A 22203-nucleotide genomic window follows, 5' to 3' on the forward strand; every position below is an offset into this window, starting at 1 on the left:
GGTGGGGATGTTCCCGGCGGAGCCCGGGGGAGTGTCCCACCGCCTTGTGATGCTTCCCCTCGGTCCTGGTGCATGGGGGACCCCAGGCACAGGACGCCACGAGCTTCCGGGCGGACCTTCCCGGCCACAGCACTGGAGCCCTCGGACACGCGTCCGAAAGAGTCGCCGAGAGAAGCCGGGAACGGACGACGATGTCTGCAGAGCAGCCTCCCCACCGCGAGGTGGTCACGGGCGTGCCCCGTGCCGCCCGCCGCCCGCCGGGCCATGCCCCGGCCCGCTCCGAGATCAGCGAGCAGACCGCGCTGGGCGACGTGTACGTACGCTCCCTCATGCGCAGCCAGCTGCGTGTGGCGCTCTATGCCATCGGCACGCTCGTGCTCCTCGTCGGCACACTGCCGCTGCTGTTCGCGTTCCCCGCCGCCGTGCTCGGCTCGTTCTCATCGCCCGGGCCGTTCGTCTGGGTGATGCTCGGCGTGGTCGTCTACCCGGTGATGTGGATCGTCGCGCGCTGGTACGTGCGCCGCGCGGAGCGCAACGAGCGCGACTTCACCGGGCTCGTCGAAGGCCGCTGAGCGAGCGAGTGGGGACCAGCCGGTGAACCAGGCCTACGCGGTGGCGGCCGTCACCTTCGTCGTGCTCGCGACGGTCCTCATCGGCGCGCTCGGCCTGCGAATATCCCGTACCACCTCGGACTTCTACGTCGCCTCGCGCACCGTCGGACCGGGCCTCAACGCAGCCGCCATCAGCGGCGAGTACCTCTCCGCGGCCTCCTTCCTCGGCATCGCGGGGCTGGTGCTCCTCCAGGGTCCGGACATGCTCTGGTATCCGGTCGGCTACACCGCCGGCTATCTCGTGCTGCTGGTGCTCGTCGCAGCCCCGCTGCGGCGCTCGGGGGCGTACACGCTCTCGGACTTCGCCGAGGCCAGGCTTGAATCGGGAGTCGTGCGCCGGCTCGCCAGTCTGCTGGTCGTCGGCATCGGCTGGCTCTATCTGCTGCCGCAGCTCCAGGGCGCCGGGCTCACCCTGGAGATCCTCACCGGCGCACCGGACTGGGTCGGTGGACTCGTCGTCGCGCTCGTGGTCACGGGCGCCGTCGCCGCGGGCGGTATGCGTTCCATCACCTTCGTACAGGCCTTCCAGTACTGGCTCAAGCTCACCGCCCTGCTGGTACCCGCGCTCTTCCTCGCGGCCGCCTGGTTCGGCGACGACGCCCCGCGAGCGCGGTTCGACGCCCCCACCGTCTTCCGTGAGCACACCGCCGTACGGGTCGACGACACCGTACGCGTCGAACTGGAGCAACCGCTCACCGTGAGCGTCTCCGGGAGCATCGACGGCATCCGGCACGACGGCGAGCGGATCACCATCGGCGAAGGCACCCACCGCATCGACGCCGGAACCGATCTCACCTTCCCACGCGGCGCCCAGGTCCCCGAGCGGGCCTCCACCGGTGCCGATCCGTTCAGCTGGTCCCAGCCGCTCGCGGGCGGACGCGACGGCTACCAGCTGTACGCGACCTACGGACTGATCCTCGCGACCTTCCTCGGCACCATGGGCCTCCCCCATGTCGCCGTGCGCTTCTACACCAGCCCCAACGGGCGCGCCGCGCGCCGTACCACGCTCGTCGTGCTCGGACTCATCGGTGCGTTCTACCTTCTGCCGCCCGTCTACGGCGCGCTCGGGCGGATCTATGCGCCCGAACTCTCGCTCACCGGCGAGGCCGACGCAGCGGTGCTCGTCCTCCCGGAACGGATGATCGGCGGCATTCCGGGGGATCTGCTCGGCGCCCTCCTGGCGGGCGGCGCCTTCGCCGCTTTCCTCTCCACCGCCTCCGGCCTGACCATGTCCGTCGCCGGGGTCCTCACCCAGGACGTGCTGCCCTCTCGGGGGGTGAGCCACTTCCGGCTCGCGACCGTCGCCGCCATGGCAGTGCCGCTCGCCGTGAGCGTCGTCGCCACCAATGTGCCGGTCGCGGACGCGGTCGGTCTCGCCTTCGCCGTCTCGGCATCCTCCTTCTGCCCGTTGCTCGTCCTCGGCATCTGGTGGCGTCGGCTGACCCCGCCGGGGGCCGCGGCCGGACTCGTCACCGGTGGCGGGGCAGCGCTGACCGCCGTCATGGCGACCCGTGCCGGGCTCGCCCCCCAGGGCTGGGCACACACGTTGATGGCCTGGCCCGCGGTCTGGTCGGTGCCGCTCGGCTTCCTCACGATGGTGCTGGTGTCGCTGGCGACACCCCGGCACATACCGCCCGGGGCGTCCGCCATCCTTGCCCGCCTCCATCTGCCCGAGGACCTCGCCGGGCGGCCACAGCCCGAAGGAGCGCAGCGATGACCGGGATGGCGCTGGCCGCCCTGAGCGCAGCAGGGGCCGTGCTGCTCGCAGCGGGATTCGGCCTGGGCCGGCTCACCGCGCGGCGGGATTCCGACCCCGATCTCGACCTCGGCACCCCGGTCGAGCGGGCCACCTTCCACACCCTGCACACCGCCTCGCTCGCCGCCCCGCCGCTGCGCGCCGGACTCACCGAGGACACCGCCCGCAAGGCCGCGCGGCGGCTGCGTTCCCTTCTCGGCACCGAGGCCCTCTGCCTCACCGACCGCGAATCGGTCCTCGCCTGGGACGGCCCCGGCGACAACCACCACCAAGAGCAGGTGATGGAGCGCGTCGCCGAGGTGCTCGAGTCGGGGCGCAGCCGAAGCGTCCGCACCGGGTGCGGCGAGCTGGAGTGCCCGTTGCGGTGGGCCGTCATCGCCCCGCTCACGGGCGAGGAAGGAGTGCTCGGCGCGCTCGTCGCCTACGGTTCGAAGGAGTCGGCGGTGCTGGTCCGGGCCGCCACCGAGGTCGCCCGCTGGGTGTCCGTGCAGCTGGAGCTCTCCGAGCTCGACCGCTCCCGCACCCGGCTCATCGAGGCCGAGATCCGTGCGCTGCGCGCCCAGATATCCCCGCACTTCATCTTCAACTCGCTCGCCGCCATCGCGTCATTCGTCCGCACGGATCCCGAGCGGGCTCGTGAACTCCTTCTGGAGTTCGCCGATTTCACCCGCTACTCGTTCCGCAGGCACGGCGAGTTCACGCACCTCGCCGACGAGCTCCGCTGTATCGAGCAGTATCTGGCCCTGGCCGGCGCCCGGTTCGGTGAACGGCTCGAGGTGACCCTGCAGATCGCTCCCGAAGTGCTCCCGGTCGCCCTGCCGTTCCTGTGTCTGCAGCCGCTCGTGGAGAACGCGGTCAAGCACGGTCTGGAGGACTCCGGAGACGAGTGCCGGATCTCCATCTCCGCGCAGGACGCGGGCGCCGAGGCGGTGGTCGTCATCGAGGACGACGGCGTCGGCATGGACCCGGCGGAGCTGCGCCGTATCCTCGCGGGCGAGGTCACCCGGTCGTCCGGCATCGGACTGTGCAACGTCGACGAGCGGCTGCGGCAGGCGTACGGCGACGACTACGGCCTGGTCATCGAGACGGGTGTCGGCGCCGGCATGAAGATCACGGCACGGATCCCCAAGTACCGGGCGGGCGTGCACAAGAACGCCCCCGGGCGCTGAAGGACCGGCCGCGGCGCACCCTGCCGTGTCGTCACCGCGATCCGGTACCGTTGCGGAATTCCGCTGCAGCACAGGTACGGGGGTGGCGATGCCGCATCGGAAGGGGACCGGGAGCGGGTGCCTGGCCTGCCAACTCGTCGCAGGAAAGGTGCCGTTGCCGGGCGGGACTATTCACCGGACCGCGCACTGGGTCGTCGAGCACTGCATCGGCCCGCTGGGGTTGGGGACCGTTGTGGTCAAGCCGATCAGGCATGTGGTGCACGTCGCGGAACTCACCGCCGACGAGTCCGCCGAAATCGGGCCCTTGCTGAGGCTCGTCAGCGAGGCCGTCACTTCGGTGATGGAACCGGAGCAGGTGTACGTCTGTCTCTGGTCGCACGCCGATGCCGTTCCCGGGCACATCCACTTCGTCGTGCAGCCCGCCCTTGCCGAGCACATGGCAGAGCACGACGCCCATGGGCCCGGTCTCCAGATGGCCATGTTCGCAGCGGGCCGCCTCCCGGACGAGGCGGAGGTGGAGCGGGTGTGCAGCCGCTTGAGGGCCGCTGTGCGCTGAACGGGACCGGATGCCGGCCGGGGCCCGGGACCACTCGGTACGGAGGCCGGTACCTCACTCAGTACAGATGGATCGCGAGGTGCCCCAGCGGCAGCCCGAGCCGCCAGGCCGGGGTCCACACCTGTGCCGACTCATCGACCGCCGGCTCCGTCGGCGGGGCAGGGCGGCCGGGTCCGCTCTCGTCGCCGAGGTCGGCGGCGAGCACTTCGGTGCGCTCCAGCCATCGCCAGGCCTCCCGCGCCATCGTCAGACCGGGCTCCCGACCGTCACCGTCGAATGCTTCCCGGACGGCGAGCCGTTCCCGCACCCACTGCGGCCAGGGGTGTCCGTAGGCTGTCCGTGACAACCACTCGTCGAGTTGGGACACGGTACGGACCACGGGCGGCTCGTCCGCACCGCCACTGAGATAGATGGTCAGTGCCAGGGTCGCCCGGCCGGCTCTGAACTCGAGCGAACCGGTTTCCACCAGGCCCCCGGTGCGCAGCATCTCGTCCGCCATGTACTCGGCACACAGCCAGGCCATGGGCACCGCCGGACTGCCTCCGCTGGTGCCGTTCGTACTCTCGGGCAGCACTCTCTCCACCTTCTCCCGGACGTGTTCGGCGCGACTGTCGACGACGAGCCTCCACCGGGAGACACGCGTCAGGGTTCCTCTTTACTCAACTCGAGCGGCCGATTTCGAATCCCGGGTACGCGACTTCGTGGCCCCAGGGAGAGCAGCCTCCCGAAGGGGCACCCGGGGCGGAAGTGGTCCCGACGGTGCGCGATTCGAGGGCGTCCTTCAAGCGGCGGAGGACAGCGACGCCGTGCGGCTGTAGCCGGGCAGACAGCGGGCCAGTCGCCGCAGCGCGTAGTGCGAGCGCGACTTGACGGTGCCCGCGGGGATACCGAGTTCCCGGGCTGCCTCGGCCACGCTGCGGCCCTGGAAGTAGATCTGCACCAGCACCGCCCGGTGCTCCGGGCTCAGCGACCGCACCGCGGCGCGGACGTCCAGGGCGGCTACCGCGCGATCGGTCACATCCGCGGGATCCGGGGTGGCGGCGAGGATACCGTCGCCGATCTCGGCGGGCCGGGCCAGGCGGGAACGGCGGGCGTCGATGGCAAGGCGACGGCCGACCGTGAAGAGCCAGGGACGCATCGACTCGTACGGCGCATCGAACGCCTCGGGATGCTGCCAGGCCCTGAGCAGGGTCTCCTGGAGGAGGTCCTCGGCCCGCTGCTCGTCCCCGTAGGTGAGGCCGAGGAGAAAGCCCATCAGGGCGGGACCGTGTTCGCGCTTCAGCTCCGCCAGGGCCCGCTCGTCGGTCCGCGCCGTTGCCGTCGCCATCGTCGGCATCCTTTCCCGAGGTGGTCTCCGGAGAACTCGCTGCTACGAGGCGTATCCGAACCCATCGGAACCCGGAGCGGCAGGTGCCGCACCGGGATCTGCGCCGAGCGGTCGCTCTGGGCGGTGAATGGTGCGCCGAACGGGCGGCCGGAAAGGACTGCACCCACATGGAGCCGACAAGTCATATGGACTGCTTGGTGCTTGAATGATCGTTGTGTCCGGCGGCGACGTCCGGACGGACCTCTGCCCGGCTACGTCCCGAGCCCTGAGAGGAGCCGGCGATGACCACAGGCAGACGCCGGAGTGCGCTGGCTGCGGCCACCGCGCTCCTCGGGACCCTGACGGGCTGCGGTGCGGGCCCCGAGCATCCGACGGGCACCGTTCCCGCCACGCAGGGGAGCGGAGCGTCCAGGACCCGCCCGCCGCCACCGGGGCACCACCGCCCGGCTCCGCGCGGCTTCACGCTCGTGGCGAGCGGGGACGTGCTCCCGCACGCCTCGGTCATCCGTCAGGCGAAGGCGGACGCCGACGGAGACGGCTACGACTTCACACCCATGTTCTCCGGCATCAGACCCGTCGTGTCGCAGGCGGATCTCGCCATCTGCCATATGGAAACGGTGTACGGCGAGGACGTGGGCCCCTACACCGGCTACCCCGCCTTCAAGTCGCCGCCCCAGATCGCCGAGGCCCTGCGGGCCACCGGCTACGACTCGTGCTCCACCGCCTCGAACCACTCCCTGGACGACGGCGCCGCCGGTGTACGGCGCACGCTGGACGCCCTCGACCGTGCCGGCATCGGGCACGCGGGCACCGCCCGCACCGAGGCGGAGTCGCACCGGCCCGCCTGGCTGCGCGGTGGAACCGCCAGGGTCGCCCAGCTCGCCTACACGTACGGCACCAACGGCTATCCGCTCCCCTCCGGTCAGCCGTGGGCGGTCAGGACGATCGACGAACGGACGATCATCGAGGATGCCCGCGCCGCCCGTCGGGCCGGCGCCGACGTCGTCCTGGTCAGCATCCACTGGGGCACGGAATGGCAGACCGCCCCCGACGCCCGCCAGCTCCGGCTCGGCAGGACCCTGACCGCCTCGCGGACCGGGCGCCGTCCCGACATCGATCTCGTCCTCGGCACGCATGCGCATGTGCCGCAGGCGTACGAGAAGGTCAATGGGACCTGGGTCGTGTACGGCATGGGGGACCAGATCGCCGGCCCGATGACCAACAGCGAGGGCGTTCACGACCCACGCGGCAATCAGAGCACCCTCGGCCGCTTCACCTTCGCCCCGCCCACCCGGCCCGGCGGGCGATGGGAGGTGGTCGGGGCGGAGTTCATCCCGCAGTGGATGGACACGGAAGCCGGCCGCGTACTCGACCTCAATGCCGAGATCGCCCGCGGAGCGGCCCGGCACACTGCGGTACGCGACCGCATCCGCAGCGTGGTCCTCAGCCGTGGGGCGGTCGACGACGGTCTCGTCATGGGCCGTTGACCCGCACCGGATCCGTGCCGTCACTCGGTCGCAGGCTCAGGTCGCTCGGCAGACCGTGGGTGTCACGGGGGTGGACAACGCGCCCGGCCCCGCGCGGCACTCGGCTTTGCGCCCGGCCGCGCGGTGCCGGGCCGTGCTCGCCTGCCGCTCGTGCTCCGGCGGGGTTCTGCCCCCCGAGCGGGCGCGCGGCGCGATTCACCTCGGCAGGGGTCCGGTGCCCTCCCGTTCCGCCTTCGCCAGTCCCGAATTCCGGTACGAGTACCCGAAGTAGATGACCAGGCCCAACAGGAGCCACACGGCGAAGCGCACCCAGGTGTGCCACGACAGGAACGTGATCAGCCAGATGGAGAACACCACTCCGATGGCCGGCACGAAGGGCATACCGGGGCAGCGGAACGAGCGCGGCAGATCCGGCTGCCGGTAGCGCAGCACGATCACCGCGATGCACACCACGACGAACGCGAGCAGAATGCCGATGTTCGTCAGCTCCGCCGCCTCGCCGATCGGCAGGAACCCGGCGATCAGGGCCGACGCGCCGCCGACGATCCATGTCACCCGCACCGGCACGTGCCGTGTCGGGTGTGTCTTCGCGAACCAGTGCGGCAGCAGCCCGTCGCGGCTCATCGAGAACCACACCCGGGTCACGCCCAGCATGAACGTGAACATCACGGTGAGGATGCCGACGATCGCGCCCACGGCGATGACGTTCGCGAGACCGGGCAGCCCGACCGACTCGAAGGCCGAGGAGAAGCCGCTCTCCGGGTCGATCTCCGTGTAGTTCTGCATACCCGTCAGCACGAGGCAGGCCAGCACGTAGAGCACCATCGAGATCGCCAGTGAGTAGATGATCGCCTTGGGCATGTGGCGCTGGGCGTCCCGGGACTCCTCGGCCGCCGTCGACATGGCGTCGTATCCGAACACCGCGAAGAAGACGGTCGCCGCACCCGTGAATGCCCCGCTGATGCCGTACGGGAAGAAGGGGTTGTAGTTGGAGGTGTCGATGTGGAAGAAGCCGACGGCGATCACCACCAGGACGACCAGGACCTTCAGCACCACCACGACGGTCTCGAACCGTGCCGCGTTCTTGATGCCGAGCGTCAGCAGATAGGCGGTGAACAGACACAGGATCATCGCGAAGAGGTCGACCTGGTGCCCCTCGCCCGTGCCCGGCGCACCCAGCATCCACGTGGGCAGATCCACTCCCATCGCGCCCAGGAGGAAGCCGAAGTAGCCCGAGATTCCGATGGCGACCACCGCCACGATCGCCGTGTACTCCAGCAGCAGGTCCCAGCCGATGAACCAGCCCGCCAGCTCGCCGAGCACCGCGTATCCGTAGGTGTACGCCGACCCCGCCTTCGGGATCAGGCCCGCGAACTCGGCGTACGAGAAGGCTGCGGCCGCGCTCGCCACGCCCGCGATCAGGAACGAGATGAGCACGGCGGGACCCGCAGTCTGGTTGGCGACCGCCCCGGCCAGCGCGAAGATCCCGGCGCCGATGATGCCGCCGACGCCGATCGCCGTGAGCTGCCCCAGGCCCAGGGTTCTGGTGAGCTGCTCGCTGGGGGCAGCTTCTTCGATGTGCTCGATGGGCTTGCGGCGCAGTACGCCCTTTCCCGTCTCTAGCCCTGCCATGAGTCACCCTTCGCAGACTGCTGCCGGCCGATGGCGGCTCATGATGGCCCAGGGCACTCAGCAGCGGAGGGACGACATGCGGTGTCGTCGGGATGAGGGATCCGGGCGGGCTACGCGACCACCGTCACGGGCCGGCGCCCGGCCTTCACCAGCCGCACCGCCACCGAGCCGACGATCCGGTGTCCCGCCGACTCCGACGCGCCCACCACCATCGCATCCGCCTTCAGCTCGTCCGCGGCCGTCACCAGCCCGCTGTACGGATCACCACGGAAGGTGTGGAACTCCCAGCGTACGTCCCAAATGTTCCACGCTCTCCCCACTGCTGCCCGGATCTCCGCCACCAGCCCCTGCGCGATCTCCCCGGTGGGGTCGGCGACCGGGGCTCCGAGGGTCGCGCCGGCCGGCATCACCGGCTGCACGTACACCACCGCGAGCAGGGCGTTCTGCCGCCGGGCCGGACCGCCCGCGTACGCCGCGGCGCGCAGCGACGAGTCGGAACCGTCCAGGCCCACGACGATCACTTTCGGACCGTCCGTGCCACGCTCGAACCCCTGGGGGCTGTTCATTCACGCCACCGGGGCCATCGCCGCCCGACAGGCGGCCGGGCGGAGGTCTCCCTAGAGTGCGGAACATGAGCGTCAGCGTGGCGGAGCGTGCGACCACGGCCCGAAACGGCTTCCTGGCCAAGGTGCCGGGCGGCTTCGCGACGTTCTTCGCCCTGCTCGGGGTGTACTGCGCCCTGATCGCCCTGATCGCGCCCCTGCGCAGGCTGCTGAGCCCCGTCTCGGACTTTCTCGACCAGGTGGCCGTGCCCGTCAGCGCCAACCTCGCCTACGCCGTCTTCCTCATGCTGCTGGCCGCCGCGATCGGCGCCCGGAAGAAGGTCGCCTGGTGGCTGGTCGTCACCTATCTCTCACTTCTCGTCATCACCGACGTCCTGACGCTCGTCCTCCAGCAGGAGTGGGCGTGGATCCCGAACCTGGTGCTGTGCCTGGCCGCACTCGCGCTGCTGGTGGTCGCCCGGCGGGAGTTCTACGCTCTCACCCGGCGCGGCGCACTGTGGCACGCGCTGCTCGTCCTGGTCCTCGGGCTGGCCGCCGGCATCCTCGTCGGCTGGGGCCTCGTCGAGCTCTTCCCGAATGACCTCGTCCCCGAGCAGCGGTTGCTGTGGTCCGCCAACCGGGTGCTCGGCGGTCTCGCCTCCAGCGCCCAGTTCGACGGTTCCCCGCCCCGCGCCCTCTTCTTCCTCCTCGGCCTCTTCGGCGCCCTCGCGCTGCTCAACTCCGCCCGTACGCTCTTCCGCTCCCAGCGGATGGAAGCCGCCCTGCACGGCGACGAGGAGCCCCGCATCCGCGCCCTGCTCGGCGCCTACGGCTCCCAGGACTCCCTCGGCTACTTCGCGACCCGCCGCGACAAGGCCGTCGTGTTCTCCCCCAACGGCAAGGCCGCGGTCACCTACCGGGTCGAGGCCGGCGTCGCCCTGGCCAGCGGCGACCCCGTCGGGGACAAGGAGGCATGGACCCCCGCGATCGAGGCCTGGCTGGACGTCGCCCGCCGCTACGCCTGGGCGCCCGCCGTCATGGGTGCCTCCGAGGACGGCGCCCGGTCCTACGCCCGCTCCGGTCTCGGTGCCATCCAGCTCGGCGACGAGGCGATCCTGCACGTCGACCGTTTCGACCTCGACGGCCGCGACATGCGCGTCACCCGGCAGGCCGTCGGCCGGGTCCGCAGGCTCGGCGCGACCGCCCGCATCCGACGTCACTCCGCGCTCAGCGACGAGGAGATGAAGCAGGTCATCGGCAGTGCCGACGCCTGGCGGGACACCGAGACCGAGCGCGGCTTCTCCATGGCCCTGGACCGGCTCGGCGACCCCGAGGACGGCGACTGTCTGCTGGTCGAGGCATTCGACGCCGACGACCACCTCATCGCGCTGCTCTCCTTCGTGCCCTGGGGGCGCGACGGGATCTCCCTCGACGTCATGCGACGCGACCGCGCAACCGCCCCCAACGGCATCATGGAGTTCATGGTCGCCGAGCTGTGCGCGGAAGCCCCGCAGCTCGGTGTGCGGCGCATCTCCCTCAACTTCGCCGTCTTCCGCTCGGCCTTCGAGGAAGGCGCGAGAATCGGCGCGGGCCCGGTGCTCCGGCTCTGGCGCAGGCTGCTGCTGTTCTTCTCCAGGTGGTGGCAGCTGGAAGCCCTCTACCGGTCCAACGTCAAGTACCAGCCCGCCTGGTATCCGCGGTTCCTCTGCTACGGGGACGCCGGCTCCCTCGCCCGCGTCGGCCTTGCCTCGGCGATCGCCGAGGGCTTCGTCGCCGTACCGACCATGCGCAGGCTGTGGGGCAACGGACGGCAGCGCGGTGTCACCAGGCCGGTGGCCGGGACCGAGGGCCTCCCGGCGATCGAAGCGCTGGAACTGGCGGGACCGGACACCGTGCGCCCGATGGGGGAGCGCAGACTCCCCGAGCAGGAGCGGATCCGCCACAGCAAGCTGGACCGGCTGCGCGAGCAGGGCATCGACCCCTATCCGGTCGGCATCGCCGCGCGTACCGGCACCCTTGCCGCGATCCGCGCCGCCCACCCCTCCCTCACGGCCGGGACACACACCGGTGAGCAGGCGACCGTCGCCGGGAGGATCATGGCCGTGCGTGACTTCGGCGGCGTCGTCTTCGTGGTGCTGCGGGACTGGTCCGGCGATCTGCAGATCGCCTTCACCCGTGGGGGATCGGGCCGCTCGGTCCTCGACGCGTTCACCTCTGATGCCGACCTGGGCGACCACATCACCGCCACCGGCGAGATCGGCACCAGCGACCGGGGCGAACTCACGGTCTTCGCCACCGCCTGGCAGCTCACCGCCAAATGCCTGCGCCCGCTGCCCGACAAGCGCCGTGGACTCGCCGACCCCGAAGCCCGGGTCCGCCGACGCTATCTCGACCTTGTCACCCGGGCGGACGCCCGCGGTGTCGTACGAGCCCGCTCCATCGCCGTGCAGGCCCTGCGGCAAGGGCTGCTCGACCGCGGCTATCTGGAGGTCGAGACCCCGATGCTCCAGCAGATCCACGGCGGCGCCAATGCCCGTCCCTTCACCACTCACATCAATGCCTACGACCTCGACCTCTATCTGCGCATCGCCCCCGAGCTCTATCTGAAACGGCTGTGCGTCGGAGGGATGGAGAAGGTCTTCGAGCTGGGCCGGACCTTCCGCAACGAAGGCATCTCGTACAAGCACAACCCCGAGTTCACCATGCTCGAGGCCTACCAGGCGTTTGCCGACTACGACGTGATGCTCGACCTCGCCCGCGAACTCATCCAGGGCGCGGCCACCGCGGCCTTCGGATCACCCGTCGCGCACAAGACCGGCCCCGACGGGGGGCTCGTCGTCCACGACATCTCCGGGCCGTGGCCGGTCAAGACGGTCTACGGCGCGGTGTCCGAGGCACTCGGCGAACATGTCGACGCCGACACCGACGAGGACACCCTGCGGCGGTTCTGCGATCTGGCCGGAGTTCCGCACACGCCCGAGGACACACGCGGTGACGTCGTCCTGGAGATGTACGAGCGGCTGGTGGAGGAGAAGACCCTGCTGCCCACCTTCTACAAGGACTTCCCGACCGATGTCTCCCCGCTGACCCGTCAGCACCGCCGGGACGCGCGCCTCGCCGAGCGCTGGGACCTCGTCGCCTTCGGTACCGAACTGGGTACCGCCTACTCGGAGTTGACCGATCCGGTCGAGCAGCGTCGTCGGCTCACCGCACAGTCGCTGCTCGCCGCGGGCGGCGACCCAGAGGCCATGGAGCTCGACGAGGACTTCCTCGACGCGCTGGAGTACGCGATGCCGCCGACCGGCGGACTCGGCATCGGCGTCGACCGGCTCGTGATGTTCCTGACGGGGCTCACCATCCGCGACACGCTGCCGTTCCCCCTCGTACGTCGCCAGTGACCCTGCGCCGGACCGAACCCGTGTACCAATAGCGCGCCCGTCCGGGTGTTTTCGTACTCCGAACCGGTGTTGCTGTACCCCGCCGAACGGCGTCCATGGCAGCCATTGCTCATGAAGAAGGATCAGATGCCCTCGGGGCGACGGTCGGTGCTGCGCATCGCCGCCTGCGTCGGGGCCACCGCCGTCGCATCCCTGCTGAGTCCCGAGTGGACCCGCACGCCGGAACGGCCCACGGCCGCCCGGCCCGCAGGCGGAGCGCAGGCGGCTGCACGGCACGGCGCGTCCGGCTACCGGCTGCAGCCCATGACGGCATTCGGGCCGCACCGGATGACCAGGGCTGCAACTCCGGTGCGGCGGCGGCCCTTTCTGAGCCTTCCGGCCGTCGGGCGCGCCATGGTGCTGACCTTCGACGACGGACCCGACCCCCGCTACACCCCGCGCATCCTGAAGACCCTGCGCAAGCACGACGTACGGGCCATGTTCTTCGTCTGCGGTGAAATGGCCGTCGCCAACCGGGATCTGCTGCGGGAGATGGCCGACGACGGACATGTGGTGGGGAACCACACCTGGTCGCACCCACTGATCCCGAAGCTGCGGCCATCCCGCATCCATGACGAACTGGGCAGCACGAGCGAGCTCATCGAGAAGACCCTCGGCGCTCCGCCGCTGTGGTACCGGGCGCCGTACGGAGCATGGAACAGATACTCGTTCGAGATCGGCGCCGAGCTCGGCATGGAGCCGCTCGCCTGGACCATCGACACCCTCGACTGGCGCGGGCCGGGGACGAACGCGATCGTCGGCAGTGTCGTCGAAGGGGCCGAGCCGGGCGCGGTCGTCCTCTCGCACGACGCGGGCGGCGACCGCTCGCAGAGCGTGGCCGCTCTGCGCCGCTACCTGCCCCTGCTGCTGGAGACCGGGTACCGGATCACGGTGCCCGTGCGCTGAGAGGAAACGACACGGCACGTGGCCGGTGTGATGCGCCGGCGGCCACGTGCCGTTGGTCGTTCCTGCTGGTAGGGCTTGGTCACTGCGTGGAGATCATGCGGGCGAAGACGACCACATTGCCGTCGTAGCCGCCGGCCCGTGAGTAGCCGCCACCGCAGGTGATGACGCGAAGTTCCGGGCTTCCGGTGTCGCCGTACACACGCGGGCCGGGGAACTCATGCTTGGAGAACACCTCCACGCCGTACACCTCGAACACGGCGATCTGCCCGTCGTAGCGGGTCACCTCGATGTGCGAGCCCTTCTGCAGCGATCCCAGGCCGTAGAACACCGCAGGTCCGCCGGCGTTGTCGACATGGCCGACGATCACGGCGGTGCCCTGCTGACCGGGCGCGATGCCGTTCTGGTACCAGCCGGCCAGATTGGGGTCCTGCGGCGGCGGGGCCTGGATCCAGCCGTTGGGGTCCAGGCCGACGTCGATGATCGGAGCGTCGACCCGGATCGCGGGGACCGCGATCCGGGACGCGGCGGCGTACGGAAGCGGCTCCACGGTTCCGTTGAGGGAGACCGAGTTCTGGTCGAGGCGGCGGCTGTCCAGTTGGGCGGCGACGGCGGGCTGAGGCGGCCCCATCCCGATGTCGACGCCGTTCCGTACCAGCGCCAGGCCGGTGAGCATGACAAGAGCCAGCACGCCCCAGGGTGAGCGTCTTCTGGGCTCCGAGCCGGTGTGGTACTGGCCCATGGTTCTCCCATCTCATCGTCTGCAGGCACGCTAAGCACGTCAGGCCCCGTCGGCGACCCGAGAGGGGCGAACGGGTGGTTCGGCCACTTGGGATAACCCATACGAGTACATAGTCCGACTGGACTTCTCGTGGGTCCGTGACCTGCGGCTCCGTCAGATCGGAGCACTCCGCACCGGCGTGTCGGCTCACTGGGGTGGACGAGTCCCGAAATGCGGCGAATGTGCAACTCGGTGAGTGTTCGTCATGGAGGCGTTTTCGTCGAGTCTCCCGGAGCACCGTTCCGGGGCGCCATCCACTGGAGGTTCAACCATGCGTGCTTCACGCGCTCTCGCGGTGAGCATCACCGCATGCGCGGCGACCATGGGGCTCACGGTGCCCGTGGTTGCCGCCACCAGCACCGGGGGTGGCACCGGCCCGAGGAACATCTCCCTCTCCCCGTCCGCGGTCCACCAGGGCGGCACCATGAACATCCATGTCGATGGCTGCGACCGCGGTGGTGTCGTCACTTCCAACGCCTTCCCCACGGCCAACCTCAACTCGTTCGGCGACCGCGGTGGCTATGGCCCGAACCGTGGTCAGGGAGGCAGTCCCAACCGGACCGGCAAGCAGGATCCGGCCGGAACTGCGACCGGCAACGAGGATCCGGCCGGAACTGCGACCGCCCAAGACGACCCGGCCGGAACTGCGAACAGCAGTACTCCTGACCTGAGCGGGATCGCAGAGCAGAACCCGGACCTGAACCTGTTCCAGGAGCCGAGCCCGACCCCGACTGTCACGGCGACCACCACGGCGACCGCGAGCCCGAGCGCGAACGGCAACGGGAACGGGAACGGCAACGGCAATGCGACGGTGAACGGCAACGGCCGAGGGGACAACAACGGCCGAGGGGGCAACAACGGCCGAGGAGACAACAACGGCCGGGGGGACAACGACGGCCGAGGGCAGAACAACGGCAACGGGAACGGTGTCGGCGGCAACGGTGTCGGTGGCAACGGCCGTGACAAGGACGGCCGTGAAGGCAACGGCAACGGCAACGGGGTCGCCGGCGAAGGGGCCGGCAACGGCAACGGCAACGGCAACGGGAACGGCAACTTCAACTTCAACTTCAACGGTGACGGATTCAACAACAACGACCGTGGCCGGAACAACAACGACCGACGCGGCAACAACAACGACCGTGGCCGGGGCAACAACTTCAACAACGACCGGTTCGGCAACTTCGGCAGTGGTGTCGCCGAGGCCACGGCCCGGATCTACGACAACGCCACGCCCGGCCAGTACAACCTCGCCGTCCGGTGCAATGACAGCAACCGGATTGCCACCCGGACCTTCACCGTACTGTCCGCCCGGGGCGCACAGGGCGGCCTCGGTGGCTCAATGGGACCCTCGAGCACCGAGATGGCCGTGGGTGGCGGGCTCGTCGCCGTGGCGGCAATCGGCGGTGCCGTCTTCCTCGTCCGTCGCCGCCGCATGAGCAGCGGAAAGGCCTGACCGGCCGAACCTCCCGGTCGGCCCGAACCGCCCGTCGCCCCGAGTCCTGATCCAGGACTCGGGGCGACGGGCTTACGGGGGGCAGACGCTCAGTGCAGGCGGCTTCCCAGGTGCCTGCGCACCGCGTAGAAGACGCCGCCTGCAGCGGCGAGTACGAGCACGATGCCGGTCGCGATCTTCCCGGTGTTCATCTCGCCGACACTGCCGCCGACGCCACCCCTGACTCCCTGGGGAGAGGCGGTGGACGTGGAGCGCGTCGTCGGCACCGCGGCGCCGCCGGCGCCCGAGATGTTCAGGTCCGTCGTACCGGACTGGCCGTTGCAGGTGAACGTCACCGAGTACACCGCACCCCTTCTGGCATCCCGGTCGACCGTGGCCGTGCCGGTGAGGCCGGGCGGGATGCTGACCGTGTCGAACACACCGGATGAGGCCGTGGCCGACGTGGGGCAGCCCGAGACGGTCAGGGTGACCTGCCCGCCGGGGGCGGCGGTCGACGGGGTGACGGCGAACGAGAACGGCTGCTTGCGCGGGGGGCCGGCGGCACCGCCCGTGCTGTCGGTACTGACGGCCGTCGCGAGGGGAGTGGTCAGGGCGAGGGCTGCCGCTCCCAGCAGAGCGGCGGACGCGACAGGTATCGCGCGCATGGTCATTCCTCCGGGTCCCCGAGGAGCAGCTGCGGAACGGGTTTCCACAAAGGCAGGGAATGCACCTCGATGCCCGAAACGCTAGAAGCGCACTATCACAGCCGCGATCGCTGACAGGCGAATGGGGCACATGTGTCACCCGAGCGGCGGACAGTCGAGCCTCTCCCGGTGTACGCCGCCCGGGTGTCATGTAGTCAGCCGCCGATATGCGGGAAGAGGGCGATGAACGGATCGGCCGTGGCTGAAATACCCCTGCCGAACGGTGCGTCGAAATCCCAGATGAGAAAGAGGAGAAAGGCGATCAGGGCGCTGAACAGCCCGGCAAGCAGCAGCTCGCGGAAAGTTCGGCGAATCTGGAGCGTAAAGATCAGGCCAACGGTTACCAGTGCGCCGGTGATCAGTCCGAACCACACCACGCCGGGCATCGTCGCCTCGATGCTCTGCCCCCTGGCGCCCCTGGCGTCGTCCACTGCGGAGACCTGGTCGACCAGGGGCTGATAGGCCTGCGCCTCGTGGTCGTTCCTCGGGACGTAGTCGGACACGTCCCGTCGAATGCGTTCGAGAAGCCGGGTGCCCTCGTCCGTGAGGGAGCCCCGCTCGACCATATGGCGCCACTCCGTGTCCACGACATGGGTGACATAGGCGTTGACATCGTCGCGGATGCGGCTACGGGCCTGCGCCGGGTAGACCTCGGCGCGTGCGGACACCTCGTGCAGTGCCTGCGCCTCGAGTCGTACCGAGTCCTGTGCGGCGCTGCGGGCCTCCCAGACCCCGGCGATCGCCAGGCCCAGGACGATCGCGTACACCACGCCGATCATCATGGTCATGTACTCGATGACATCGGGCGTCTCCGACGGGTCGTCGTCCTCGCCGACGCGGCGGTTGTTGATGACGGTGATGGTCAGCACGACCGCGCACGCGGCGGCCATCGCGATCGTGAGTACGGCCCATTCCGACACGGGTACCTCCGGGTGCTAGCGGGAGCGGGGACGCAGAAAGGCAGCGGCGAGTACCGCGGGCGCGGTGACGAGGAGCGTGAGGGAGACCAGGGAAGGTCCGCTTCTCGGCTCCTTGCGAGGGGGCCTGCGGTAATCGGGAAGTGCGACCGGGGCCGGCGAGGGGGGCTTGGGGCGGACCGTCGGCGAGGGCGACGGCGTGGGAGCGGGCGGAGGAGGGGGCGGGGGCGGCGGCGCGGGCGCGACCCGCGGTGGGGGAGGCGGCGGCGGAGGGGGTGGCTCGGGGGGCTCCGGTCGTGGTGGCGGCGGGGGCGGTGGTGGGGGAGGAGGCGGAGGAGGTGGAGGAGGCGGCTCCGGGGCGGGCGACGGGCCCGCCCAGCAGCGGCCGCCGCCCGAGACCGCGATGGCGGAGGACGAATCGTCCCGACCGATCGAGGCGTAGGAGCAGTTGTCGGCGGCGGCGGGCACCGGGGCCGCCAGTAGCCAGGCGAGTGCGGCGGCCGACATCAGCCGCCCGACGAGCGATCCGTACACGCCGATGAGCATGATCCGCGGATGCACCGCACACGCCCCAACTCATGGCGATTCGCCTGATGGAGGGGTTGTCGGGCGCTCGGGTTTGCGGTGCCGGAAGTTTTTTCCGGACCCCGTTGAACGCAACGCACCCCTCCGGCCGTACCTAGGGCCATGAACGGCGCACACGAGCGCCACATGAGGATCAGGTCTCACAGGAGTTGACATGAATACCTGGCGGAACGCCTCGCTCGCGGTGACTGCAGCGGCCGTACTCGCGCTGACGACGGCGTGCGGTCAGGAGACGGGCACGACAGCACCTGCCGGTCAGGCAGTTGGTGCGGCCAAGCCGGCGGGGCAGCCGGCCGCGGGCGGCTATGGCGCCGACTACGGGGCGGCGGCCGGTGACGCTGCGTCCGCCCCCAAGACGGCCGGACAGCTTGCCGTTCTGGAGAGCAAGAAGCTCGGCAAGGTCCTCACGGACAGCGAGGGATGGACCCTCTACCGCTTCGACAAGGACACCGTGAGCCCGCCGAAGTCGAATTGCGAAGGCGACTGCGCGAAGGCATGGCCCGTCGTGGCCGCCGGGGATGTCACCGCAGCACCCGGCACTGACGCGTCGCTGATCGGTGAGGTCACCCGTGCCGACGGCAGTAAGCAGCTCACCATCGGCGGCTGGCCGATGTACCGGTACGCCAAGGACACCAAGCCCGGCGACCTCAACGGCCAGGGCGTGGGCGGCACATGGTACGCCTCGGCGCCTGACGGCAAGAAGGCCGCCCCCGGCGGTGGCGCCGGCGCTGAGGAGGCCGGCGGCGAGGCGGCGGACCTCGCGGGCCTCTCCGTCCGCAAGGACCCCAAGCTCGGGGACATCGTGGTCGACAAGAACGGCATGACCGTCTACCGCTTCATGAAGGACTCGGCCTGGCCGATGAAGACCGCCTGCACGGGCGCCTGCCTCGAGAAGTGGCCGGTCGTGAAGCCGGTCGACAAGAACGACACCGAGGGCATCCTCAAGAAGGGCTTCGTCACCTTCGACCGCCCCGACGGCATCAAGCAGCAGACCATCGACTGCTGGCCGATCTACACCTACTCCGGCGACTCCAAGCCCGGTGACACCAACGGGCAGGGCGTGGGCGGCACATGGTACGCCGTCTCACCCCAGGGCAAGCCGGTCGGGGCGCCCAAGTAGTCCCCACGCGGCGCTTCGACCCCTGCCGGCCCGCCTTCACACCCCTCTGTGAAGGCGGGCCGGGCGCACGTGCCCGAGGCATGTGTGACCAAGAACGGATCGTTAATTTCCGTTTCTGCTCGCTCTCTTGGCGGTCGATCAGTAGCCTCGGCTCGAACAACGGCCATATGCATGGCCGTCCGTCCGTGGCGACTTGTTGGAGATATCAATGGAGCGTCCCGCCTGGGCCCCGCCGGGCATCGACATATCGGTGCCGAGCGTGTCCCGCATTTACGACTACTACCTGGGCGGCTCGCACAATTTCGAGGTCGACCGGGAAGCGGCCCGCAAGGCCATGGAGTTCGTGCCCGGGCTTCCCAAGATCATGCAGTCCAACCGGGCCGTGATGCGCCGCGCGGTGCGCCATGCGGTGAGCGAGGGCGTCACCCAGTTCCTGGACATCGGTTCCGGCATTCCGACGTTCGGCAATGTGCACGAGGTGGCCCAGGAGGCCAGTCCCGGCGCGCGCGTCGTCTACGTCGACAACGATCCGGTCGCGGTCGCACACAGCCGGGCGGTGCTGGAGGGCAACGACGACGCCGGCATCGCCGCGGCCGACCTGCGCAAGCCGAGCGAGATCCTGGACAGCCCCGAGGTGGCCCACCTGCTCGACCTCGAGCGCCCCCTCGCCCTGCTGCTCGTCTCCGTCCTCCACTTCATCGAGGACGCCGACGAACCCCAACGCGCCGTGGCCGAGCTCCGCGACGCACTGGCTCCCGGCAGTCTCATCCTCGTCACGCACGCCGCGTACGACGGCATCCCGGTCCCCAGGGAGCAGGTGGGGGGCGCGGTGGGCGTCTACAAGGACATCCGCAACCCGCTGATCATGCGCACCCGCGACGAGATCGCGGAGTTCTTCGACGGGTTCGAGCTGGTCGAGCCGGGACTGGTGTCCATGGGCGACTGGCGGCCCGACACCCCGGCCGAGCAGGAGGACCCATACGCGTTCTCCGGCTACGCAGGGGTGGGGCGCAAGGCGTGAAGGTGCCGTCGCAGGCAACGGGTTCCGCGGTGGACCCGGACGGCCTCGAGGACAGACTCCGGCGGTTCGCGACCATCTGGAGCCGGGCGATCTTCCCGGTGACGGCCACGTCGCTGACCCGGGCGGAGTTCGAGCAGCATCTGCTGCCGCTGGCACGTCGGTTGAGCGACGCGCTGCACACGCGTCCCTTCGACACCGCCGCCGCCCAGCAGGTCGGGGCGGCTCTCGTCGATGCCCACTGCACCGACCCGGACGCGCTCAGCCGCACCCTTGGCGTGGTGGACGCGTATCTCGTTCTCTACTGCGGGAACGACCAGGAGTCGGCCGAGGACAGCCGTGCCCGCTGTGCCCGGCTGCAGCATGCGCTCGCAGCCGGCTTCGCCCATGCGCTGCGCGAGCGCACCCTGACCGAGCAGGAGGCCATTGCCCGCTCGGCGCTCGCGGCGCGCAGCGACGCCATGGCCGCGCTGCACGCGACCGAGACCCGCTTCCGGGCCGTGTTCGAGGGCGCGGCGATCGGCATCGGCATCGCCGACCTCGAAGGCAATGTGCTGGAGGTCAACGACACCCTGACCCGGATGTTCGGCGGACTGGAGCACCATGTCCGCGGCCGCAGGGTCCCCGAGTGGTCCCACCCGGAGGACCGGCCGCACGTCTGGGAACTGTACGGCGAGCTCGTACGCGGCGAACGCGAGCACTTCCGGGTCGAGAAGCCGTTCGCCCGCAACGACGGCACGGTCCTGTGGACCAACCTCACGGTGTCGTTGCTCCGGGACGCGGAGGGCCGGCCGCAGTACCAGCTGGCGCTGATGGAGGACACCACCGAACGCCGGCTGCTCAACCTCCGGTTGCGGTACGAGGCCACGCACGACGCGCTCACGGGTCTGCCCAACCGCACGCTCTTCTTCGAACGTCTGGAGAAGGCGCTGGCTGCACGGGAAGGAGTCCGCTTCGGGCTCTGCTATCTCGATCTCGACGGCTTCAAGGCCATCAACGACAGCCTCGGCCACTCGGCCGGCGACCGGTTGCTCGTCGAGGTCGCCGACCGGCTGCAGAGCTGTGCCACCGCGCCCGGCGAGATGGTGGCGCGGCTCGGTGGCGACGAGTTCGTGGCGCTGACCACCGGCGCGGACACCGCACAGGGCGTGCGTGAACTCGCCGGCCGGATCCTCGCGACACTGGCCGCACCGATCATGCTCGACGGGCGTGAGATCAGCGTCCGGGGCAGCATCGGGATCGTCGAGGGGGCGTCCGGGGAGCGGACCTCGGCAGAGGTGCTGCGCAGCGCCGACATCACCATGTACCGGGCCAAGGCGGCGGGTGGCAACCGCTTCGAGTTCGCGGACCCGGAGGCGGACGCCCGTGCGATCACCAGGCACGGTCTGACAACCGCGCTGCCCGCGGCGCTCGAGCGCGGCGAGTTCTTCATCGAGTACCAGCCGCTGGTGCACCTCTGCGACGGCAGTGTGCACGGGGCGGAGGCGCTGGTGCGCTGGTGCCATCCGCAGCACGGAGTACTCGGCCCCGACCGCTTCATCCCGCTGGCCGAGCACACCGGGCTGATCGTGCCGCTGGGCAGGTGGGTGCTGCAGGAGGCCGTGCGCCAGGCCCGGTTCTGGCACGAGCAGGTTCCTCTCGGCAGCGGTGCGAGACCGCTGCGGATCAACGTCAATCTGTCGCCGACCCAGCTGCACCACCCGGGCCTCGTCGCCGACACGGTGGACGTCCTGGAGCGCTCAGGTCTGGAGCCGGGGGCACTGTGCCTCGAGGTCACCGAGTCCGCACTGATCGGCGCGGACGAGGACCTGCTCAAGCCGCTGCGTCAACTGGCCGAGATGGGCGTCGACATCGCGCTCGACGACTTCGGCACCGGCTACTCGAACCTGGCCAATCTGCGGCGCCTACCGGTGAGTGTCCTCAAGCTGGACCGCTCCTTCACCCAGGGCATGCAGCAGCACCCGGCGGACCCCGTCGACATCAAGATCGTCGAGGGCATCGTCTCGCTGGCCCACAGCCTCGAACTGGCCGTCACGGTCGAGGGCGTCGAGACGGGCGCGCAGGCGGAGCAGCTGCGCGAACTGGGCTGCGACACCGCTCAGGGCTGGTACTACGCCCGGCCCGGTCCGCCCGACCGCCTCCACGCACTGTCCCTGGCGGACGCGGTATAGGACCTGAGCAGTGGGCAGTCGTTCCGAGGGGCGGTGGGGGCGCCCCCGGACGGAG

Annotated in this window: 17 protein-coding genes and 1 pseudogene; 11 read left to right on the top strand and 7 right to left on the bottom strand. The window is 70.1% G+C overall.

The window, feature by feature from the left end; genetic code table 11:
• Positions 1 to 191 precede the first annotated feature (191 nt).
• The 4 genes from AC068D_RS03865 (at position 192) to AC068D_RS03880 (ending at position 4092) form a co-directional block, all read left to right on the top strand.
• Positions 192 to 572: a DUF485 domain-containing protein gene (locus AC068D_RS03865; protein ID WP_478821299.1), complete on the top strand. Its 381-nt coding sequence runs from the start codon at positions 192 to 194 to the stop codon at positions 570 to 572.
• A 22-nt stretch (positions 573 to 594) separates the two neighbouring features.
• Positions 595 to 2328 (top strand): sodium/solute symporter, encoded by a 1734-nt coding sequence (locus AC068D_RS03870; protein WP_478821300.1) that lies wholly within the window; start codon positions 595 to 597, stop codon positions 2326 to 2328.
• The gene (locus tag AC068D_RS03875) at positions 2325 to 3536 is read left to right on the top strand and encodes a histidine kinase (RefSeq protein WP_478821301.1); all 1212 of its coding nucleotides are present in this window, start codon (positions 2325 to 2327) and stop codon (positions 3534 to 3536) included. Before AC068D_RS03870 ends, AC068D_RS03875 begins: the two co-directional genes overlap by 4 nt.
• An 88-nt stretch (positions 3537 to 3624) precedes the next feature.
• Entirely contained in the window at positions 3625 to 4092 is a 468-nt protein-coding gene (locus AC068D_RS03880) for an HIT family protein (RefSeq protein WP_478821302.1), read from the top strand.
• A 58-nt stretch (positions 4093 to 4150) separates the two neighbouring features.
• On the opposite strand, the gene AC068D_RS03885 is transcribed toward AC068D_RS03880, so the two are convergent.
• Complete coding sequence (locus tag AC068D_RS03885; RefSeq protein ID WP_478821303.1) at positions 4151 to 4666, bottom strand: hypothetical protein; 516 nt, start codon at positions 4664 to 4666, stop codon at positions 4151 to 4153.
• 207 nt (positions 4667 to 4873) lie between these two features.
• Positions 4874 to 5419 (bottom strand): sigma-70 family RNA polymerase sigma factor, encoded by a 546-nt coding sequence (locus tag AC068D_RS03890; RefSeq protein WP_478821304.1) that lies wholly within the window; start codon positions 5417 to 5419, stop codon positions 4874 to 4876.
• A 281-nt stretch (positions 5420 to 5700) separates the two neighbouring features.
• On the opposite strand from AC068D_RS03890, the gene AC068D_RS03895 reads away from it, so the two are divergent.
• A complete protein-coding gene (locus AC068D_RS03895; RefSeq protein WP_478821305.1) occupies positions 5701 to 6906 on the top strand; it encodes a CapA family protein in 1206 nt (401 codons plus the stop codon).
• A gap of 195 nt (positions 6907 to 7101) precedes the next feature.
• On the opposite strand, the gene AC068D_RS03900 is transcribed toward AC068D_RS03895, so the two are convergent.
• Together AC068D_RS03900 and AC068D_RS03905 are read right to left on the bottom strand one after the other, a co-directional pair.
• Positions 7102 to 8538 carry an amino acid permease gene (locus AC068D_RS03900; protein WP_478821306.1) on the bottom strand — a complete coding sequence of 479 codons (1437 nt, stop codon included), beginning with the start codon at positions 8536 to 8538 and terminating at the stop codon, positions 7102 to 7104.
• A 110-nt stretch (positions 8539 to 8648) separates the two neighbouring features.
• A complete protein-coding gene (locus tag AC068D_RS03905) occupies positions 8649 to 9104 on the bottom strand; it encodes a universal stress protein (protein ID WP_478821307.1) in 456 nt (151 codons plus the stop codon).
• A gap of 65 nt (positions 9105 to 9169) precedes the next feature.
• Here AC068D_RS03905 and lysX point away from each other — a divergent pair, with 65 nt between their 5' ends.
• Both lysX and AC068D_RS03915 read left to right on the top strand, forming a co-directional pair.
• Positions 9170 to 12478 (top strand): bifunctional lysylphosphatidylglycerol synthetase/lysine--tRNA ligase LysX, encoded by a 3309-nt coding sequence (gene lysX / locus AC068D_RS03910; RefSeq protein WP_478821308.1) that lies wholly within the window; start codon positions 9170 to 9172, stop codon positions 12476 to 12478.
• 111 nt (positions 12479 to 12589) lie between these two features.
• Positions 12590 to 13423, top strand: coding sequence for a polysaccharide deacetylase family protein (locus tag AC068D_RS03915; protein WP_478821309.1), 834 nt, complete (start codon positions 12590 to 12592; stop codon positions 13421 to 13423).
• Between the two features lie 79 nt (positions 13424 to 13502).
• Here AC068D_RS03915 and AC068D_RS03920 read toward each other — a convergent pair whose 3' ends face one another.
• The gene (locus AC068D_RS03920; RefSeq protein ID WP_478821310.1) at positions 13503 to 14162 is read right to left on the bottom strand and encodes a class F sortase; all 660 of its coding nucleotides are present in this window, start codon (positions 14160 to 14162) and stop codon (positions 13503 to 13505) included.
• A gap of 998 nt (positions 14163 to 15160) precedes the next feature.
• Here AC068D_RS03920 and AC068D_RS03925 point away from each other — a divergent pair.
• A pseudogene (locus AC068D_RS03925) lies at positions 15161 to 15654 on the top strand (hypothetical protein).
• Between the two features lie 89 nt (positions 15655 to 15743).
• Here AC068D_RS03925 and AC068D_RS03930 read toward each other — a convergent pair.
• The gene (locus AC068D_RS03930) at positions 15744 to 16298 is read right to left on the bottom strand and encodes a hypothetical protein (RefSeq protein ID WP_478821311.1); all 555 of its coding nucleotides are present in this window, start codon (positions 16296 to 16298) and stop codon (positions 15744 to 15746) included.
• Positions 16299 to 16492: 194 nt separating this feature from the next.
• Positions 16493 to 17257: a bestrophin-like domain gene (locus AC068D_RS03935; protein ID WP_478821312.1), complete on the bottom strand. Its 765-nt coding sequence runs from the start codon at positions 17255 to 17257 to the stop codon at positions 16493 to 16495.
• Between the two features lie 736 nt (positions 17258 to 17993).
• Between AC068D_RS03935 and AC068D_RS03940 the strand changes: the two genes are divergently transcribed.
• The 3 genes from AC068D_RS03940 (at position 17994) to AC068D_RS03950 (ending at position 22148) form a co-directional block, all read left to right on the top strand.
• Positions 17994 to 18959, top strand: a complete 966-nt coding sequence (locus AC068D_RS03940; protein ID WP_478821313.1) for an SCO0930 family lipoprotein — start codon at positions 17994 to 17996, stop codon at positions 18957 to 18959.
• Between the two features lie 208 nt (positions 18960 to 19167).
• On the top strand, positions 19168 to 19980 hold the full coding sequence (locus tag AC068D_RS03945) for an SAM-dependent methyltransferase (protein WP_478821314.1): 813 nt from the start codon (positions 19168 to 19170) through the stop codon (positions 19978 to 19980).
• A complete protein-coding gene (locus AC068D_RS03950) occupies positions 19977 to 22148 on the top strand; it encodes a putative bifunctional diguanylate cyclase/phosphodiesterase (protein WP_478821315.1) in 2172 nt (723 codons plus the stop codon). Before AC068D_RS03945 ends, AC068D_RS03950 begins: the two co-directional genes overlap by 4 nt.
• The last annotated feature ends 55 nt before the right edge of the window (positions 22149 to 22203 follow it).

It is taken from the genome of Streptomyces sp. NPDC043861 (assembly GCF_056435905.1).

Bases quoted from the DNA above. Each gene is read 5' to 3' on its own strand.
- AC068D_RS03945 (WP_478821314.1), top strand. From the start codon at position 19,168: ATGGAGCGTCCCGCCTGGGCCCCGCCGGGCATCGACATATCGGTGCCG.
- AC068D_RS03940 (WP_478821313.1), top strand. From the start codon at position 17,994: ATGAATACCTGGCGGAACGCCTCGCTCGCGGTGACTGCAGCGGCCGTA.
- AC068D_RS03865 (WP_478821299.1), top strand. From the start codon at position 192: ATGTCTGCAGAGCAGCCTCCCCACCGCGAGGTGGTCACGGGCGTGCCC.
- AC068D_RS03890 (WP_478821304.1), bottom strand. From the start codon at position 5,419: ATGGCGACGGCAACGGCGCGGACCGACGAGCGGGCCCTGGCGGAGCTG.
- AC068D_RS03880 (WP_478821302.1), top strand. From the start codon at position 3,625: ATGCCGCATCGGAAGGGGACCGGGAGCGGGTGCCTGGCCTGCCAACTC.
- AC068D_RS03905 (WP_478821307.1), bottom strand. From the start codon at position 9,104: ATGAACAGCCCCCAGGGGTTCGAGCGTGGCACGGACGGTCCGAAAGTG.
- AC068D_RS03900 (WP_478821306.1), bottom strand. From the start codon at position 8,538: ATGGCAGGGCTAGAGACGGGAAAGGGCGTACTGCGCCGCAAGCCCATC.
- AC068D_RS03915 (WP_478821309.1), top strand. From the start codon at position 12,590: ATGAAGAAGGATCAGATGCCCTCGGGGCGACGGTCGGTGCTGCGCATC.
- AC068D_RS03920 (WP_478821310.1), bottom strand. From the start codon at position 14,162: ATGGGCCAGTACCACACCGGCTCGGAGCCCAGAAGACGCTCACCCTGG.
- AC068D_RS03875 (WP_478821301.1), top strand. From the start codon at position 2,325: ATGACCGGGATGGCGCTGGCCGCCCTGAGCGCAGCAGGGGCCGTGCTG.
- lysX (WP_478821308.1), top strand. From the start codon at position 9,170: ATGAGCGTCAGCGTGGCGGAGCGTGCGACCACGGCCCGAAACGGCTTC.
- AC068D_RS03895 (WP_478821305.1), top strand. From the start codon at position 5,701: ATGACCACAGGCAGACGCCGGAGTGCGCTGGCTGCGGCCACCGCGCTC.
- AC068D_RS03930 (WP_478821311.1), bottom strand. From the start codon at position 16,298: ATGCGCGCGATACCTGTCGCGTCCGCCGCTCTGCTGGGAGCGGCAGCC.